This window comes from Saccharothrix luteola, assembly GCF_020859565.1.
Lineage (GTDB): Bacteria > Actinomycetota > Actinomycetes > Mycobacteriales > Pseudonocardiaceae > Actinosynnema > Actinosynnema luteola.
In genome coordinates, this window is the sequence record NZ_JAJHUO010000003.1 from 165,359 (window position 1) to 182,250 (window position 16,892).

The 16,892-nt window shown below is 70.9% G+C and carries 15 protein-coding genes; 6 read left to right on the forward strand and 9 right to left on the reverse strand.

Annotated elements, in window-relative coordinates; all coding sequences use genetic code 11:
• Positions 1-99: 99 nt before the first annotated feature.
• The 5 genes from LNK82_RS04140 to LNK82_RS04160 form a co-directional block, all read right to left on the reverse strand.
• Entirely contained in the window at positions 100-582 is a 483-nt protein-coding gene (locus LNK82_RS04140) for a nucleoside deaminase (protein ID WP_230565575.1), read from the reverse strand.
• Positions 583-663: 81 nt separating this feature from the next.
• Entirely contained in the window at positions 664-2,889 is a 2,226-nt protein-coding gene (locus LNK82_RS04145) for a molybdopterin cofactor-binding domain-containing protein (protein ID WP_230565576.1), read from the reverse strand.
• On the reverse strand, positions 2,886-4,241 hold the full coding sequence (locus LNK82_RS04150) for an 8-oxoguanine deaminase (RefSeq protein ID WP_230565577.1): 1,356 nt from the start codon (positions 4,239-4,241) through the stop codon (positions 2,886-2,888). Before LNK82_RS04150 ends, LNK82_RS04145 begins: the two co-directional genes overlap by 4 nt.
• Entirely contained in the window at positions 4,238-4,723 is a 486-nt protein-coding gene (locus LNK82_RS04155; RefSeq protein ID WP_230565578.1) for a (2Fe-2S)-binding protein, read from the reverse strand. Before LNK82_RS04155 ends, LNK82_RS04150 begins: the two co-directional genes overlap by 4 nt.
• 2 nt (positions 4,724-4,725) lie before the next feature.
• On the reverse strand, positions 4,726-5,613 hold the full coding sequence (locus tag LNK82_RS04160; RefSeq protein WP_230565579.1) for an FAD binding domain-containing protein: 888 nt from the start codon (positions 5,611-5,613) through the stop codon (positions 4,726-4,728).
• Between the two features lie 175 nt (positions 5,614-5,788).
• Between LNK82_RS04160 and LNK82_RS04165 the strand changes: the two genes are divergently transcribed.
• On the forward strand, positions 5,789-7,267 hold the full coding sequence (locus LNK82_RS04165; protein WP_230565580.1) for a PucR family transcriptional regulator: 1,479 nt from the start codon (positions 5,789-5,791) through the stop codon (positions 7,265-7,267).
• A gap of 64 nt (positions 7,268-7,331) precedes the next feature.
• On the opposite strand, the gene LNK82_RS04170 is transcribed toward LNK82_RS04165, so the two are convergent.
• Both LNK82_RS04170 and LNK82_RS04175 read right to left on the reverse strand, forming a co-directional pair.
• Positions 7,332-7,685: an Imm1 family immunity protein gene (locus LNK82_RS04170; protein WP_230565581.1), complete on the reverse strand. Its 354-nt coding sequence runs from the start codon at positions 7,683-7,685 to the stop codon at positions 7,332-7,334.
• 2 nt (positions 7,686-7,687) lie between these two features.
• The gene (locus LNK82_RS04175; RefSeq protein WP_230565582.1) at positions 7,688-9,100 is read right to left on the reverse strand and encodes a DUF1996 domain-containing protein; all 1,413 of its coding nucleotides are present in this window, start codon (positions 9,098-9,100) and stop codon (positions 7,688-7,690) included.
• A gap of 282 nt (positions 9,101-9,382) precedes the next feature.
• Between LNK82_RS04175 and LNK82_RS04180 the strand changes: the two genes are divergently transcribed.
• The 5 genes from LNK82_RS04180 (at position 9,383) to LNK82_RS04200 (ending at position 14,368) form a co-directional block, all read left to right on the forward strand.
• A complete protein-coding gene (locus LNK82_RS04180; RefSeq protein ID WP_230565583.1) occupies positions 9,383-10,312 on the forward strand; it encodes an SMP-30/gluconolactonase/LRE family protein in 930 nt (309 codons plus the stop codon).
• Positions 10,313-10,523: 211 nt separating this feature from the next.
• A complete protein-coding gene (locus tag LNK82_RS04185; RefSeq protein WP_230565584.1) occupies positions 10,524-12,944 on the forward strand; it encodes a sensor histidine kinase in 2,421 nt (806 codons plus the stop codon).
• A gap of 41 nt (positions 12,945-12,985) precedes the next feature.
• On the forward strand, positions 12,986-13,423 hold the full coding sequence (locus LNK82_RS04190; protein ID WP_230565585.1) for a roadblock/LC7 domain-containing protein: 438 nt from the start codon (positions 12,986-12,988) through the stop codon (positions 13,421-13,423).
• Entirely contained in the window at positions 13,423-13,794 is a 372-nt protein-coding gene (locus LNK82_RS04195; protein ID WP_230565586.1) for a DUF742 domain-containing protein, read from the forward strand. The genes LNK82_RS04190 and LNK82_RS04195 overlap by 1 nt, the downstream gene beginning before the upstream one ends.
• Positions 13,775-14,368, forward strand: coding sequence for a GTP-binding protein (locus LNK82_RS04200; protein WP_123747241.1), 594 nt, complete (start codon positions 13,775-13,777; stop codon positions 14,366-14,368). The genes LNK82_RS04195 and LNK82_RS04200 overlap by 20 nt, the downstream gene beginning before the upstream one ends.
• Before the next feature lie 42 nt (positions 14,369-14,410).
• Here the strand turns inward: LNK82_RS04200 and LNK82_RS04205 are convergent, their stop codons facing one another.
• Positions 14,411-15,778, reverse strand: a complete 1,368-nt coding sequence (locus tag LNK82_RS04205) for a tryptophanase (protein ID WP_230565587.1) — start codon at positions 15,776-15,778, stop codon at positions 14,411-14,413.
• 9 nt (positions 15,779-15,787) lie between these two features.
• Positions 15,788-16,786 carry a tryptophan dimethylallyltransferase family protein gene (locus LNK82_RS04210; RefSeq protein ID WP_230565588.1) on the reverse strand — a complete coding sequence of 333 codons (999 nt, stop codon included), beginning with the start codon at positions 16,784-16,786 and terminating at the stop codon, positions 15,788-15,790.
• Positions 16,787-16,892 lie beyond the last annotated feature (106 nt).

Sequence of the window (16,892 nt, forward strand, 5' to 3'; positions counted from 1 at the left end):
TTCGAGTCGGTGTTCTCGGTGCTCCGGTCAGCACCAGCGGCTCGTGGCCGCGCCGAGGTCCGTCGCCTGCTCCGGTTCCGCCTCCGGGGTCTGCTCCGGCTAGTAGTCGACGCGGTCGGTCCGGGACAGCCACGCGGCGAACGGCGCGGTGTCCACGCCCGTGGAGCTCTGGTGCACCGGCAGGCTCCACGTCTCGCGCGGCCGGCCGAACAGCTCGTAGAACTCGCGGTCGTCGAACCCGGCCGCGGCGGCGTCGTGCCGGTCCGCGGCGTAGACGACCCGGTCCACCCGCGCCCACAGCGCCGCGGACAGGCACAGCGGGCACGGTTCGCAGGAGGACACGAGCACGCAGCCGGTGAGCCGGAAGTCGCCGACGACCTGGCACGCCGCCCGGATGGCGACCACCTCGGCGTGCGCGGTCGGGTCGAGGGTCGTGGTGACCTGGTTGGTGCCGGTCGCGATCACCTCGCCGGCCCGGATGATCACCGCGCCGAACGGGCCGCCGCCGGCGGCGACGTTGCGGGTGGCGAGGTCGATCGACTCGCGCAGCCAGGCGTGGTCGGGGGAGACGGACGTGGTCATGGGGTGCTCCTCGGGGCGTGCGCGAGCGCGCCACGGCGGCCGTGGCGACTGCGTCGTTCGGTGCGGGGGTCTGCGCGGGGGTCAGGTGCCGGTGATGTGCTCCGGTCGCACGGGCACGCGGCTCAGGGCCAGGCCGGTGGCGGCGCGGATGGCCGCGACGATGGCCGGGGTGGACGAGATGGTGGGCGGCTCACCGACGCCCCGCACGCCGTAGGGCGCGTTCGGGTCGGCGAGTTCCAGCACGTCGATGCTCATCGGCGGCATGTCGAGCACGGTCGGGATGAGGTAGTCGGTGAACGACGGGTTGCGCAGCTTGCCGCCCCGGGTCTGGATCTCCTCCATCACCGCGAGGCCGAGGCCCTGCGCCGAGCCGCCCTGGATCTGGCCGAGCACGGCCTGCGGGTTGAGCGCCTTGCCGACGTCCTGCGCGCAGTCGAGCTCGACCACCTTCACCAGGCCGAGTTCCACGTCCACGTCCACCACGGCTCGGTGCGCGGCGAACCCGTACTGCACGTGGGCGTTGCCCTGCCCGGTCTCGGGGTCGATGGGCTCGGTGGCGCGGTGCCGCCACTCCACCGTCTCGTCGATCACGTCGTCGCCCAGCAGCCCGGCCAGGTCCACGGTGGACAGGTCGCGGCCACCGGCGAGCTTGGTCAGCTTCTCCCGCACGGCCGCGCACGCGGCCTTCACCGCGCCGCCGGTCACGTAGGTCTGGCGGGACGCGGAGGTGGAGCCGCCGTTGCCGATGCTGGTGTCCATCGGCAGGATCGTCACCCGCTCCACGCCCAGCTCGGTGCGCACGATCTGCTGCATGATCGTCACCAGGCCCTGGCCGACCTCGGCCGCCGCCGTGTGCGCCAGCGCGGCCGGTTCGCCGTTGATGACCTGCAGCCGGACCCGGGCGGTGGAGTAGTCGTCGTAGCCCTCGGAGAAGCAGATGTTCTTGATGCCCACGGCGTACCCCACACCGCGCACCACGCCTTCGCCGTGGGTGGTGTTGGAGACGCCTCCGGGCATGTCGCGCAGGTCGACCGCGGTCGCCTGCGGCGGCATGGGCTTGTCCTTCACCAGCTTCAGCAACTGGGCGACGGGCGCGGCCGAGTCGACCACCTGCCCGGTCGGCATGACCGAGCCCTCGCTCATGGCGTTGACGATCCGCACGTCGACCGGATCCATGCCGAGCGCCTCGGCGAGCTTGTCCATCTGGGACTCGTAGGCGAAGGCGGACTGCACCGCGCCGAACCCGCGCATCGCGCCGCACGGCGGGTTGTTCGTGTAGACACCCCAGCAGTCGACGGTGACGTTGTCCACGTCGTAGGGGCCGACGCCGAGCGTGGCGGCGTTCGCCACCACGGCGGAGGTGCTGGAGGCGTACGCGCCGCCGTCGAGGTGGATCCGGGCCTTGACGTACACGAGCTTGCCGGTGCGGTCGGCACCGTGCTCGTAGTGCAGCACCGCCGGGTGCCGGTGCACGTGACCGTAGAACGACTCCTTGCGGTTGTAGACCATCTTGGTCGGCTTGCCGGTGCGCAGCGCCAGCAGGCACGCGTGCACCTGCATGGACAGGTCCTCGCGCCCGCCGAACGCGCCGCCGACGCCCGACAGCGTCAGCCGCACCCGCTCCAGTGGCAGGCCGAGGGCCGCCGCGACTTGGCCCTGGTCGACGTGCAGCCACTGGGTGGCGATGTAGAGGTCGACGCCGCCCTCCTCGTCGGGCACGGCGAGGCCGGACTCGGGTCCCAGGAACGCCTGGTCCTGCATGCCGACCTCGTACCGGCCGGTGACCACGACGTCGGCCCGCGCGTGCTGGTCGCCCCGCCGCACGGGCACGTGCCGCACGAGGTTGCCGCCGGGGTGCAGCGGGGTGTCGTCGGCCGCCGTCTCCATGTCCACGACGGGCGTGAGCACCTCGTACTCCACCTTGATGCGCTTCATGGCGCGCTGCGCGGTCTCTGGGTGGTCCGCGCCGACGAGGGCGACCGGTTCGCCCTGGTAGCGGACGACGTCCTCGGCGAGCACTGGCTGGTCCTTGTGCTCCAACCCGTACCGGTTCCGGCCCGGCACGTCCTCGTGGGTGAGCACGGCGTGCACGCCGGGCACCTGGAGCGCCTCGGTCAGGTCGATCGAGAGGATCCGCGCGTACGGGTGCGGGCTGCGCAGGGTCGCGCCCCAGATCATGTCCTCGTGCCACAGGTCCGAGGCGTAGGCGAACTCGCCCCGCACCTTGAGGTTCCCGTCGGGCCGCTGCGGGCTGGAGCCGATGCCACCGGCCACGGCGGAGGTCAGTTCGGCGGGGGTGAGGCTCATCGCGTCCCCTTCAGTCGCTCGGCGGCGGCGCGCAGGTCGCGCGCGAGATCGGTTTCGGAGGTGGTGCGCAGCTCGCCGTCGTCCACCACGGTCCGGCCGCCCACCAGCAGGAGCTTCAGCTTCGGCAGCGGTCCGAGCACCAGGGCGGCCACCGGGTCGTCGATCCCCGCGTGGTCGAGACCGTCGAGGCGCCACACGGCCAGGTCGGCGAGCTTGCCCGGTTCGATCGAGCCGATCTCCCGGTCGCGCCCGAGGCAGCGCGCGCCGCCCATGGTGCCCAGCCACAGCGCCTGGCGGACGTCCAACGCCTTGGGACCGCCGCGCTGCCTGGCCTGCAACAGGGCCTGGTGCAGCTCCTCGACCATCCCGCCGGACTCGTTGGACGCCGCGCCGTCCACGCCGAGGCCGACCGAGGCGCCGGCGTCGAGCAGGTCGCGGACGGGGGCGATGCCCGTGCCGAGCCGGCCGTTGGAGGTGGGGCAGTGGGCGCTGCCGGTGCCGGTGGAGCCCAGCCGCTTCACCGCGTCGGGCGACAGGTGCACGGTGTGCGCGAGCCACACGTCGTCACCGAGCCAGCCGAGGCGTTCGGCGTACTCGGTGGGCGTGCAGCCGTACTCGGCCTGGCACTGGTCCTCCTCGTCGACCGTCTCGGCGAGGTGGGTGTGCAGCCGGACGCCCTTGGCGCGGGCCAGCTCCGCCGCGCCGGTCATCAGCTCGGCGCTGACCGAGAACGGCGAGCACGGCCCGACGGCCACCCGGATCAGCGCGTCCGGGGTCGTGTCGTGGTGGTCGTTCACGGCCTGTTCGGTGGCGACGAGCGCGGCCTCGGTGTCCTCGACCAGGTTGTCCGGCGGCAGCCCGCCGTGCGACCGACCGCGGTCCATCGAGCCGCGGATGGCGTGCAGGCGGAGACCGACGCGCTTGCCCGCCTCGACCAGGGCGGCGAACTGGTCGCCACCGTCGCGCGGGTAGACGTAGTGGTGGTCGGCGGCGGTCGTGCACCCGGTGGTCGCGAGCCTCGCCAGCCCGGCGGAGGCCGCCGCGTGCGTGATCTCGGCGTCCAGGCCGCGCCACACCGGGTACAGCGTGGTCAGCCACTCGAACAGCGTGGCGTCCTGGGCGAGGCCCCGGGTGGCCCATTGGTAGAGGTGGTGGTGGGTGTTGACCAGACCGGGCGTGACCAGGCAGCCGCTGCCGTCGACCCACGTGTGAGGGCCGGTCGGTTTGGGCGCCTGGCCCGCGCCCACCGCCGTGATCCGGCCGTTCTCGATGACGACGTGGCCGAAGGCGTGCTCGGTGCCGGCGGCGTCCACCGTGGCCACCGCGACACCGTCGAGGATGGTCGGCGTCATCGGGTCGCGGCCTCCGGGTCCGCCTTGCGGGTCGCGGCCAGGCGCACGGCGTCCAGGATCTTCTCGTACCCGGTGCAGCGGCACAGGTTCCCGGCGAGGGCCTCCCGGATCTCCGGGTCGCTCGGCTTCGGCACCCGGTCGAGCAGGTCGTGCGCGGCGACCACGAGACCGGGCGTGCAGAACCCGCACTGCACCGCGCCCGCCTCCACGAACGCCTCCTGGACCGGGTCGAGCCGATCGCCGTCGGCCAGGCCTTCCACGGTCCGAACCTCGCGGTCCTGCACCTGGCCCGCGGCCACCAGGCAGGAGCACACCGGCGTGTTGTCCAGGTACACCGTGCACGAGCCGCACTCGCCCTGCTCGCACGCGTTCTTCGAACCGGGCAGACCCAGCCGCTCGCGCAGCAGGAACAGCAGGCTCTCGCCTTCCCAGACGTCGTCGGCCTGCCTCGGCTCGCCGTTCACCGTCACGTTCACGCGCATGGTCAGGCCACCTTCTCGGAGTAGTCGCGCCAAGCCCAGTCGAGCGTGCGGCGGGCCAGCACGGAGAGGGCGTGCTTGCGGTACGCGGCCGAGCCGCGCACGTCGTCGATGGGGCTCGCGGCCTCCGCCACGAGGTCGCCGAACCGCCGTTTCACCGAGTCCAGCAGCGGTTTCGGCGAGTCCCACTGGTTGGTGGCGGTGAGCTCGGCGGACAGGAACTCCTCGGCCGTCGACGCGCGCCGCGGTGTGGGCGCGGCGCTGCCGACCGCGGCGCCGACCCGCTGCCGCGCCGGGTGCAGGGCGACGGCGAACGAGCACACGGCGATCACCATGGCGTTGCGCGTGCCGACCTTGGCGAACTGCTGCGGCGCCCGCGTGACCGGCACGTGGACCGCCGTGATCAGCTCGTCCGGCGCCAAGGCGTTGCGCTTCACGCCCAGGTAGAACGCCGTGGCCGGGATCAGCCGGGTGCCCTTGGTCGAGGCGGCCTCCACGGTGGCGTCCCCGGCGAGCAGCACGGGGTGTGTGTCACCGGCGGGTGAGGCCGCGCCGAGGTTGCCGCCGACCGTGCCCCGGTTGCGGATCTGCGGCGAGCCGACCGTGCGGGACGCCATCGCCAGCCCGGGCAGGCGGTCGCCCAGCTCGTCGATGATCCGCGTGTACGGGACGCCGGAGCCGATGCGCACCGTGCCGCCGTCGCCGTTGCCGCCGTCGGAGTCCCAGGAGCGGAGTTCGGCGATCCGGGTCAGGTCGAGCAGGGCGGTCGGACGGCGGTGGTCGAAGTTCAGCTCCACCATCACGTCCGTGCCGCCGGCGATCGGCACGGCGTCCGGGCGCTGCGCCTTGAGGGCCAGCGCCTCGGCCAGGGTGTCGGGGCGGAGGAAATCCATCAGCAACCTCGGTGGGGTGGAGTGCGCGGTGTGTGAGCCAGTACACAGACCCAGGGCGGTGATCGGCTAGGGCGGTGTGGATGAATCCCAGACTCCTACGACGAGTGGATTTGTGCTTTCCTACAAACACGATCGGACGAAGGTAATCCGGCGGGATGACGGGGAGGAGGCGCCTGTGTTGCTGGTTCGGAGCCTGCTCGCGATGCCGGAACTCCGACTTCGCCTCGTCGGCGGCGCCGAGTCGTTGGACAGGCCTGTGACCAGGCTCTACGGCACCGAATTGCCCGATCCGGCCCGCTACCTGTCCGGTGGCGAGCTGGTGCTTTCCGGACTGTTGTGGCACCGGACGGCCGCCGATTGTGAAAAGTTTGTCGCTTCTCTGGCGGCGGCGGGAGTCGCCGCGTTGGCGGCCAGCTCACCCGACGCGGCCGACTTGCCCGAAGCGCTCGTGCGGGAGTGCGAACGGTACGGGGTGCCGCTGCTGGAGGTGCCGGTCGACCTGTCGTTCGCGGCCATCACCGAACGGGTGGTCTCGGAGCTGGCGGCCGAACGGGTCGGCGACGCGGGCGCGTTGCTCGGCAGGCACCGGCGGCTGCTGACCGTGGTCGCCGACGGCGGCGGGCTGTCGGAGCTGGTGGCGGCCGGCGCGGCGGAGCTGGACGCGCCGTGCTGGGTGCTGTCGTGCACCGGTCACGTCGTCGCCGGGCCCGAGCTGCCGGAGGCGGCGGCGCTCGTGCGGGAGTTCCTGCTGGCCGACCGGCTGCCCCGCGTCGTGCGAGGCACGACGTTGCTGCCGGTGTCCGCGCGCGGGGGTTCGCGGCTGACGTCGTGGATCCTCGTGGTCGCCGGCGACCGCACGCAGGACGAGGTGGCCGCCGAGCTGGCCAGCCTGGTCGGCGTGGAGCGGGCGCGGGTCGTGCAGGGGCGGGAGATCGAGAACCGCGCGGCCGGGCCGCTGCTGCGGCAGATGTTCGCGGGCGGGGACCTCGCGGCCCGGATCGCGGCGGTCGGGTGGGATCCGGACGCGCCGCTGCGGGTGCTGGCGGCGTCAACCTCGGACGGGCACGCGGAGCAGGCCGTCGCGCTGGTGGAGGAGGTGCTGGCGTCGGTCACGTCGGCGTTCCTGGTGTCCGCCGTCGGCTCGGAGGTGTACGCGCTCGCGCCGTCCGGGGCGTGGACGGAAGGTGTGCGGTCGGCGTTGCGGGCGGTGGAACCGGGCCTGCGCTCGACCAGGGTGCTGGTCGGGATCTCGTCACCGGTCGGGCACTCGGGGCTGCGCGGCGCGGCGGAAGAGGCGTCGCACGCCCGGCGGCTGGGCGAACGGCGGACCGGGCGGACGTGCGTGGTGGCGGGGGAGGAGATCGCCCTGCACCAACTCCTGCTGGCCGGTGTGCCGGAGGAACTGCGCCGCTCGCTGCGCCGCCGGCTCCTGGGCCCGGTGCTGGACTACGACGCCGAGCACGGCTCGGACCTCGTCGGCACGCTCCGGGTGTTCCTGGACTGCTCCGGCTCGTGGACCACCGCCGCCGCACGCCTGCACGTCCACGTGAACACCCTGAGGTACCGGGTGGGCCGGGTGGAGGACCTGCTGGGCGTGGATCTGTCGGACTTCACCGAACGGGTGGACCTGTACCTGGCGCTGCAAGCCGGCTGAACCCGGTCCGCGGACGAGCGCCATCCCCGACCCGCCGCCGCGCGGGTCGGGGATGACGTCCTCCTCACCTCACCTGCTGCCACGGGACGAGCGTGGGGCGCTGTCCGGTGGCGAGGAACTCCTCGATCGCGACCGCGAGGTCGGCGACCGGGATCTCGCAGTGGGTGGGGAAGCGGACCCCGGCGTACCGGGGGCGTCGGCGGGGGCCCTCGCCGAGGCTGGCCCACGAGCCGGTGATCACGTCGGTGAACAGCATCGCGCCGCGGTCACCGCGCACGCCGACCCACACCCGGTGGTCCGGGCAGTCGCCGTGCACGAGGGTGGCTTCCCGGGCCACCGCGAGGCGGTCGAGCAGGCGGCGCACGTCGTCCGTGGCGCGCAGTTCGTCCACACCGGACGCGAAGTTGGCCTGGATCATCGTCACTCCTTGCACCGGCGACCGGAGTTCACGCACTGCACCAGTCGGTTCATGATCTCCTCGGACATCACGTTCGCGAAGTCGTCGTGGTCGGAGAACGGGTTGTGCTCCTCCTGCGGGAAGGCGTCGACCGCGTACTGCCCGGCGACCTGGACGTCGCGGGGGATGTTGTAGGTCAGGCTGATCCGCAGCTGCGGCACGGCCTTGAACCCCTTGGGGCACTTGCCGTCCTGGTTCGGCGCGACGATGTGGTCGCGGTGGTTGGCGCTGTCGGTGTTCTTGCCGTCCCAGCAGCTGTTGAAGTCGTGGATCCGCTTGACCTTGCTGCCCTCGGGGCAGATCGGGTACTTGTTGATCAGCACCTTGTCCTCGAACCCGGTGCAGGTCCACGAGTTGCGCGCGTTCTTCGGACCGTTCGTGGAGACCTTCGCGTCGCCGTAGAGGATCCGGAGGAACTGCGGCATCGGCTCGACCTTGCCGACGGGGCTGCCGCGGAAGGTGATGTCCACGACCTCGGGGCGCTGGATCTCGCCCTCGTTGCCGGGCAGCTCGTTCTCGTCGCTGGCGCTCTTGCCGTCACCCTTCTCCGGCGCGTCGGCCTCGGCTTCCTGCGCCGCCTCGGCGACCTGCGCGTCGTTGGCGTCGCCGTCCTTCACCGTGCACGGCGCGAGCCTCTTGAGCCCTCGCGGTCGTTCGGCGACCCGGTCGACGGCCTGCACGATGCGGTCGATCGTCGCGGTCCGCTTGTCCCGCAGCGGTCGCAGGACGGTGTTGTTGACGAAGTTCGGGTCGTCGACGTTCGCCGCGGCCTTCAGCTTGGTGTTGGCCTCCGCGATCTGGTCCTTCAAGCCCTGGAGGTTGCGGTCCACCTCGGCCTTGGCCTGGCGCGGCACGTTGCGCAGCTTGCGCTGCACGTCCGGGCACTCGACCTCCGCGCCGGCCGGCTCGCCCGGCTCCTCGTCCTCGTTCTCGCGGTCGATCCGGACCACCGGCCAGAAGTAGGCCGACTTGTCGCCGTTCTTGCAGGTGGTGTCGGCTTCCAGCAGGCTCTCGTCGGTCGAGTCGGCGTCGGTCGAGACGTTGCCCACGTAGTCGTGCAGGTGCTCGGCGCCGTTGCGGACGCCCGGCTGCGCGATGAAGTTGTCCGGGTTGAAGTGGCCGTTCTCGTTGCGGCCGCAGTCCACGGTGAACGTGCCGGTGCTCGCGCCCCGTCGCGGCTGGGGCGCCTTCACGTTGCGCTGCTGCTTCGTGATGTCGACGAACAGGGAGATGTCGGCCCCGTCCGCCTGGGCGGTGCCTTGATCGCCGGTGGTGCTGATCGCGACGGCCAGGCCGATCGTGAGCGCCAACCCGGTCACGCCGGCAGTCAGCTTCGTGCGCCGGGAGAAGCGGTGCCGCCCCTGGTTTCGCGTCATGGATGTGTCACCTCGTCGTAGGTACGCGCATGTGTGCGTTGAACCCCGACCGCCGGTGGGCGGTGGACACAGTGGCATACGTACCGAACCCAGTCCGCGACCTCACCGTTATCTGTTCGTTATCTCAACCGACCCCTAACCTTCCGCTCCGCCGGCCGAGGGTGGTTCCCGTCGTCCTGTCGGTTTGCTGTAGATGCACGCACCACGCGCGCGATGGGCTTCACCGCGTGACGAGGGCTGCGAAACACTCCCGGGGCCGCCGCAAAGCGAGAAGGAGTGTTCATGCAACGCACACTCGGTGCGCTGGCCGCCGTGGTGCTGGGGGTCTCCCTCGTCACCGCCGCGCCCGCCACCGCAGCGCAAGCACACCCGTTCCCCGCCGAGTTCGGACTGCCCGACGGGTTCCTGCCGGAAGGCATCGCGATCGGGGACGCGCCGACCGCCTACTTCGGGTCGCGGGCCGACGGGGACCTGTTCCGCGTCGACCTCCGCACCGGGCGCGGCGAGGTGTTCAGCCAAGGACCCGGCACGGCCTCGGTCGGGGTGAAGGTCGATTGGCGCAAGCGGCTGTTCGTGGCCGGTGGCGCGGGTGGTGACGGACGGGTCGTCGACGCTCGAACGGGAGCGATCCTCAAGTCTTACCGGTTCACCTCCGACGCGAATACTTTCGTCAACGACGTCGTGATCACCGACGCCGCCGCCTACTTCACCGACTCGCGCAACGCGGTGCTCTATCGCGTCCCGTTCGGGCGGCGCGGCTCGTTGCCGGAGTCGCACACCGCGATTCCGCTGACCGGCGACTTCGTCCTGACCCCCGGCGTGAACAACGCCAACGGGATCGCGGAGACGCCCGACGGCAAAGCGCTGTTGATCGTCCAGAGCAACACCGGTCAACTGCACCGGGTCGACCCGCGCACGGGTGTGACGACCGCCGTCGACCTGGGCGGCGAGGTCCTGACCAACGGCGACGGGCTGCTCGTCGAGGGCCGCACGCTGTACGTCGTGCAGAACCGGTTGAACGCGATCGCGGTGTTTTCCCTGGCCAAGGACGGGTCGAGCGGCGCGCTCGTGACCAAGATCACCGACACGCGGTTCGACGTGCCGACCACCGTCGCGTCGTTCGCCGGCCGCCTCTACCTGCCCAACGCCCGCTTCACCACACCGCCCACGCCCACGACGACGTACAACGCCGTCTCGGTGCCGAAGCCGTGAAACACAGGGGGCCGGTGTCGAGAAGTTCACATCGGCCCCCTGTTCGGGGCATCACTCGACTGGGTAACCTCATCGTCGCGTCGCGCAAGTGATCGCTGCCTCTTCGTAATGATGATCTTGAGTGTTACCGTTCCGTCGCCGATCAGGTGAAGAAGAGTCAGCGTTCCTAGTGCTGCGCCTGACCTGGCAACGGACGAGGCTGCGGAGCGCTGTGAAGCAGAAGAGCACCACGGAGACGAACTACAAGACGATCCGATCACGACTCACCGGCGTCGTAGTCGTCCCCAGCATCGTCCTGCTCATCATGTGGGCGCTGTTCTCGTCGTACACCCTGTTCGACGGCTTCTACCTCCGCGCGGTCGCCTCCGGCGTGAAGGACGCGTCGATCCCGGCGGTCCAGACGTTCGCCGCGCTGCAGAAGGAGCGCGAGCTCAGCATGACCGCGCTGAGCCAGCCGTCCCTCGGCACCAGCAACCTCGAGGTGCAGCAGGCCGAGACCGACCGCGCGGTCGAGGGGATGCGCAAGGCGTTCGACGAGCTGGCGTCCCAGGCTCCGCAGGAGATCGTCGACAAGATCAACGCGCTCACCGTGCTGCTGGACCAGCTGCCGCAGCGCCGCTCCGCCCTCGACGTCGGCCGCGCCTCGAAGTCCGAGATCTACACGTACTACAACAGCCTCCTCGACGCCGGTGACGCGCTGTTCAGCGTGCAGGCGCGCGTGGTGCCCGACCACGAGTCCGTGAAGGGCGCCATCACCGCCGAGGAGTACTTCAAGGCGGCCGACTGGATGTCCCGCGCCACGTCGCTCGCGTCGAGCGCCCTGGCCGCCGGGCAGTTCACGCCCGAGGAGCACATCGAGTTCGCCAACCTCGTCGGCGCCTACCACTCCTCCTACGACTCGATCGCGCCCTACGCCCAGCCCGAGGTGCGCGAGCACTACCAGTTCATGATCGAGGGCGACCAGTGGAAGCGGCTGGTCGAGTTCGAGGGCAGGCTGATCCAGAACGGCCCGAAGCCGGGCAACGCCGGGTCGCTGCAGGAGTGGCAGAGCGTCAGCGGCCCCATCTCCGACGAGCTGGTCGCGCTGGTCAGCGAGCAGGCGTCGAGCGCGGTGAACGTGACCATGGGCCGCGGCGAGAGCAAGTTCCGCACCGTGCTCATCGGCAGCCTGGTCGCGCTGCTCGCCGTGATCATCGGCATCCTGATCGCGATCCGCACGTCGAACCGCCTGGTCAACCGGGCCCTGATCACGCGCCTCACGGCGTTGAAGAAGGACTCGCTGACCCTGGCGCACGAACGGCTGCCCGACATCGTCGACCGGCTCCGCGAGGGCAAGCACGTCGACGTCGAGGTCGAGGTGCCGCCGCTGGACTACGGCAGCGACGAGATCGGCCAGGTGGCGGACGCGTTCAATGCCGCCCAGTACACCGCCGTCGCCGCGGCCGTCAAGGAGAGCCAGGCCCGCGAAGGCGTGAACCGGGTCTTCCTCGACATCGCGCACCGCAACCAGGGCCTGGTGCACCGCCAGCTGAAGATCCTGGACAAGCTGGAGCGCGAGGAGGAGAACCCCGAGCAGCTCGACGCGCTGTTCCAGCTCGACCACCTCGCCACCCGCGCCCGCCGCAACGCGGAGAACCTGATCATCCTCGCCGGCGAGCAGCCCGGCAGGCAGTGGCGCAAGCCCGTGCGCCTGCTCGACGTGCTGCGCGCCGCGGTCGCCGAGACCGAGCAGTACGTGCGGGTCAAGGTGAACCCCGTGCCGGACACCGCGCTGGTCGGCGCGGCCGTCGCCGACACCATCCACCTGATCGCCGAGCTCGTCGACAACGCCACCGCGTTCTCCTCGCCGCGCTCGCAGGTGCAGGTGCACGCCAGTGAAGTGCCGCAGGGCATCGTCGTCGAGATCGAGGACCACGGCCTCGGCATCAACCCCGAGGACCGCGAGCAGCACAACGCGATGCTGGCCGACCCGCCGGAGTTCGACGCCATGCGCCTGCGCGGCGAGTCCCGGCTCGGCCTGTTCGTGGTCGCCCGGCTGGCCGCCCGCCGCGGCATCCACGTCGAACTGCGCGACTCGCCCTACGGCGGCACGCTGGCGCTGGTGCTGATCCCGTCCGCGATCGTCGCGGGCCCCACCACGGCGACGGAGCCCGCCGAGACCCGGCAGTTGCCCCGCCGCTCCTTCCACGACATCCCGGAGCAGGGCGACGACTCAGTGCGAGACGCCAGGTTTCCCGACAGTTCCCGAGACCTCGAGGGGTTCTGGGCCCAGGCCGAGGCCGCGGCCAACGAGCATCCCCTTCCAGAGGTCGAACGACTGAGCGGCGGGCTGGACCTGTCGCAGCGCAGCGGCGAGCTCGACCTGCCGCAGCGGAAGCGGGCCACGTCCGAGTGGCCCGCGGACGAGCCGGAGTCGGCCGCCGCCGTCGCCGACCGACCCGAACTGCCACGCAGGCGCCGTCAGCAGAACCTGGCGCCGCAGCTGGTGCGCAACGATTTCCACCCTTCGCCCGAACCGCTCCCCGAGGTCGACCCGGAGAAGTCCGCCGAGAGGGTCCGCAAGGGCCTGTCGGCGTTCCAACGGGGCACACGCGACGCCCGTCGGACACCCGCCGACGACCTCGAACCCTGACCAGCAGTGGCCGGACGACTGGAAACCGGAAAGGCAACCCGATGAACGACATGACCAGCCAGCACAACGAACTGAACTGGTTGTTGGAGGACTTGGTCAACCGGGTGGTCGGAGCTCGGCACGCGGTGGTCCTCTCGGCCGACGGCCTGCTGCTGGGCCGTTCGCCCGGGCTGTCGAAGGACGACTCGGACCACCTGTCCGCGATGGCGTCGGCGTTCCAGAGCCTGGCCCGCGGCACGGGACGGCACTTCGGCGGCGGCGCGGTGCGGCAGACCATCGTCGAGATGGAGCACGCCTACCTCTTCGTCACCGCGGCCGGCCACGGCGCCTGCCTGGCCGTCCTTGGCGAAGAGGACTCCGACATGGGCATGATCGCCTACGAGATGAACATGCTCGTCAAGCGCGTCGGCACGTACCTGTCGTCGGCGCCGCGCGGCACGGCCGCGGCGAGCCTGCCCGCCGCTCGAAGGTCCTCCTGATGGCGGGCCGCGAGGACTGGTGGTACGACGAGGCCGCGGGCCCGCTCGTCCGCCCGTACGCGATGGTGCGAGGTCGGACCCGCCCGCTGCGGCCGGAGCTGCACCTGGTGACGCAGGTGCGCGCGATGCCGTCGGCGTCGGACCCGGACGCGTTGTCGGTCGAGCACATGGAGATCATGGAGCTGTGCCGGCGCCCGTTGTCCGTGGCGGAGGTCGCCGCGTACCTCGACGTGCCGCTCGTCGTCGTCAAGGTGTTGTTGAGCGATCTCATCCAGCGCGGTGACGTCGTGATCCGAGACCCCTCCCGAGTCCCGCAAGTGCCGGACCGGAACCTGCTCCAGGCGGTGTTGGATGGTGTCCGTGGAATCTGAGCGGCCGGGTGGGGAACTGCTCGTACCCACCCCAGTGAAGATCGTCATCGCCGGTGGCTTCGGCACGGGGAAGACGACGATGGTCAACTCGGTGAGCGAGATACCCCCGCTGCACACCGAGGAGCTGCTCACCGAGGCCGGTGTCGGCGTCGACGACGTGCTGGGCCTGGAGTCCAAGGAGACCACGACGGTCGCCCTCGACTTCGGCCGCATCACCATCAACCCGGAGGTGGTGCTGTACCTGTTCGGCACCCCGGGCCAGAACCGGTTCTGGTTCATGTGGGACGAGCTGGCCTACGGGGCGATCGGCGCGGTGATCCTGGTCGACACGCGGCGACTGGACAGCAGCTTCCCGTCGATCGACTTCTTCGAGCGGCGCGGCATCCCGTTCATCATCGCGGTGAACTGCTTCGAGGGCGCGCACAACTACGAGGTGGACGAGGTGCGCCGGGCCCTGGACGTGGACGCCGCCATCCCGCTCGTGCTGTGCGACGCGCGGGACCGCGAGTCGGCCAAGACCGTGCTGGTGAGCCTGATCCAGCACACCATGGACCGGCTCGACGCCATGGCCTGACCGGCCGGAGGAGGGTGACCGGGCCACCGGTCACCCGTCCGCCTACACCACCGGTTCGAGCCTGCAGTTGAAGTGCCGCAACAGCTTCGGCACGTGCGTCAACCGGTAGCCGGGCACCCGCTCGGGGTCCTTCGCGATCTCCGCCAGCGTCTCGCCGACGTACTCCAGGTGGCTCTGCGTGTAGACCCGGCGCGGGATGGCCAGGCGGACCAGCTCGTACGGCGCGGGCTTGACCAGCTCACCCGCGTCGTCCAGCTCGCCGAGGTAGAGCGAGCCGAGCTCCGCGCACCGGATCCCGCCCGCCAGGTACAGCTCGGTGGCCAGGGCGAACCCCGGGAACCGGCTCGCCGGCAGGTGCCGCAGCAGGCGACCGGCGTTGAGGTACACCGCGTGCACGCCGGTCGGCCGCACGCTGTCCACCCCCGCCGCCCGGGCCAGTTCCGCCACGTACGCCGTGGCGTCCGCGCGGGCCCGCAGGTACTCCGGGTCGGTCACCTCGAGCAGGCCTTGCGCCAGCATCTCCAGGTCACGGCCGGAGAGGCCGCCGTAGGTGCGGAAGCCCTCGGTCGCGATCAGCAGCAGCTCGCACTTGGCGGCCAGCTCGGGGTCGCGGACGGCGAGCAACCCTCCCATGTGGACGATGGCGTCCTTCTTCAGGCTCGCCACGCACCCGTCGGCCAGCCGGAACGCCTCCTCCGCGACCTGCCGCGGCGTGTGGTGCTCGTAGCCGGGCTCCCGCTGGGTGACCAGCCAGGCGTTCTCCGCGAAGCGCGCCGCGTCGAGGAAGAACGGCACGCCGTGGCGGCGGGCGATGCCGGCCGCCGCCTTGAGGTTGGCCATCGACACCGGCTGCCCACCACCACCGTTGTTGGTGATGGTGAGCAGCACGATCGCGACGTCCCGCGGTCCGGACAGGATGGCTTCCAGCGCGTCGAGGTCGATGTCGCCCTTGAACGGCGCGTCGTCGTCGAGGTCCTTCGCCGCCTGGCACGGCAGGTCGACGGCGTGGCCACCGAGGATCTCGACGTTCGCCCGCGTGGTGTCGAAGTGCGTGTTGCTGACGCTGACCTGGCCCGGCTTGAGCAGGGCGGTGAACAGGATCCGCTCGGCCGCGCGCCCCTGGTGGACGGGGAAGGCGTGCGGGTAGCCGGTCAGGTCGTGCACCACGTCGTGGAAGCGGTAGTAGGAGCGCGCACCGGCGTAGGTCTCGTCACCACGCAGTCCCGCCGCCTGCTGCTCGGCCGACAGGGCGCCGGTGCCCGAGTCGCTGAGCAGGTCGATCGTCACATCGGTGGCGGCGAGGTTGAACGGGTTGTACCCGGCGGCGGCCAGCGCCCGCTCGCGGTGCGCGCGCGTGGTGATCGGGATGGGCTCCACGACCTTGATGCGGTACGGCTCCATCGTGGGCATGGGTGACTCCTAGCCTGCCAGGCTGACCGAACGGGGCGAGGCCACGTCGTAGGCCTCGGACGAGAGGTAGACGGTGATCCCGGGACGCGGCCTGCCCATGCGCAGCGACACGTGCGCGATCAGGCCGACGCCTTCGTCCAGCGGACGTCGGGCGATGGTGCGCAGCGCGCTGTCGAACTGCGTGGGGTCCAGGTCGTACTTGGCCATCACCGCGAGCACCCGGCGCCGGGCCTCTTCGTCGTCGGCCACGTAGTCCCGGATCGGCACGTAGAGGGAATAGCCGCTCGGCGCGTGCGCGTCGCCGTCCAGGAACGTGTAGCTGGAAATGAGCGGACGCTTGTCGAACGTTCCGGTGCTGCCGCCGGTGAGCAAGCAGAAATCGGGCACCCTGTCCACATCGACACCCCGGGCGGCGCTCGCGGCGCGCGTGACGTCCGTTACATCGGCGGCGTGGTGGGAGATGTAGACCTTCACCCGTGCCCGCCGTTGTTCGACCAGGTCGAGTGCGAAGAAGGAATACTTGTCAAGGCCGGGCCTGGTGACCGCGTGGGAGCGCAGGGTCGGGAAACCGGCGGCGAAACCGGTTCGTTCGAGGCCTGCTCGCACCAGCTCTTCGGAAGCGGCCTCGCCGCGCACTTCAGGGTTGAAGTACACCTTCACCGCAGGTGCTTCGTCGCGCCGGAAAACCAGTGAGTACCAGAACGTGAAATCACTTTCCGGGTGCTCCGGCAGGAACAGGTTCCTGACCGCCTCGAAACGACGGGTGTCCAGGTCGCCGCGGCGCTTCATCCGGTCGAGCGCGGCGAGCGCCGCCGACGTGTTGGCCGCACGGGAAGGCCTGGTCGCAGTGGGTTCGACGATGGTGCGCAGCGTCGGGGGCTCCCCTGCGGCGAACGCCGTCGAGAACTCGACCGGGGTGTGGTCGTCGGCGACGTCGGAAGGCCAGGCCGGGCTGGTGGAAACCGGCCAGAGGCCGCCGGGTCCGAGGGCGTCCGCGAGCAGTCCCACGGAGCTGACGCTATTTTCGGTGATACCCAGCGAATGCAACAGGGCGCTGAGCTGTCGGCCCGTGAAATCGCGTATGGATACTTTTTGAGGGTCCAAGGCGGGGTTC

Bases quoted from the DNA above. Each gene is read 5' to 3' on its own strand.
- LNK82_RS04140 (WP_230565575.1), bottom strand. From the start codon at position 582: ATGACCACGTCCGTCTCCCCCGACCACGCCTGGCTGCGCGAGTCGATC.
- LNK82_RS04145 (WP_230565576.1), bottom strand. From the start codon at position 2,889: ATGAGCCTCACCCCCGCCGAACTGACCTCCGCCGTGGCCGGTGGCATC.
- LNK82_RS04150 (WP_230565577.1), bottom strand. From the start codon at position 4,241: ATGACGCCGACCATCCTCGACGGTGTCGCGGTGGCCACGGTGGACGCC.
- LNK82_RS04155 (WP_230565578.1), bottom strand. From the start codon at position 4,723: ATGCGCGTGAACGTGACGGTGAACGGCGAGCCGAGGCAGGCCGACGAC.
- LNK82_RS04160 (WP_230565579.1), bottom strand. From the start codon at position 5,613: ATGGATTTCCTCCGCCCCGACACCCTGGCCGAGGCGCTGGCCCTCAAG.
- LNK82_RS04170 (WP_230565581.1), bottom strand. From the start codon at position 7,685: ATGATCCAGGCCAACTTCGCGTCCGGTGTGGACGAACTGCGCGCCACG.
- LNK82_RS04175 (WP_230565582.1), bottom strand. From the start codon at position 9,100: ATGACGCGAAACCAGGGGCGGCACCGCTTCTCCCGGCGCACGAAGCTG.
- LNK82_RS04180 (WP_230565583.1), top strand. From the start codon at position 9,383: ATGCAACGCACACTCGGTGCGCTGGCCGCCGTGGTGCTGGGGGTCTCC.
- LNK82_RS04190 (WP_230565585.1), top strand. From the start codon at position 12,986: ATGAACGACATGACCAGCCAGCACAACGAACTGAACTGGTTGTTGGAG.
- LNK82_RS04195 (WP_230565586.1), top strand. From the start codon at position 13,423: ATGGCGGGCCGCGAGGACTGGTGGTACGACGAGGCCGCGGGCCCGCTC.
- LNK82_RS04200 (WP_123747241.1), top strand. From the start codon at position 13,775: ATGGTGTCCGTGGAATCTGAGCGGCCGGGTGGGGAACTGCTCGTACCC.
- LNK82_RS04205 (WP_230565587.1), bottom strand. From the start codon at position 15,778: ATGCCCACGATGGAGCCGTACCGCATCAAGGTCGTGGAGCCCATCCCG.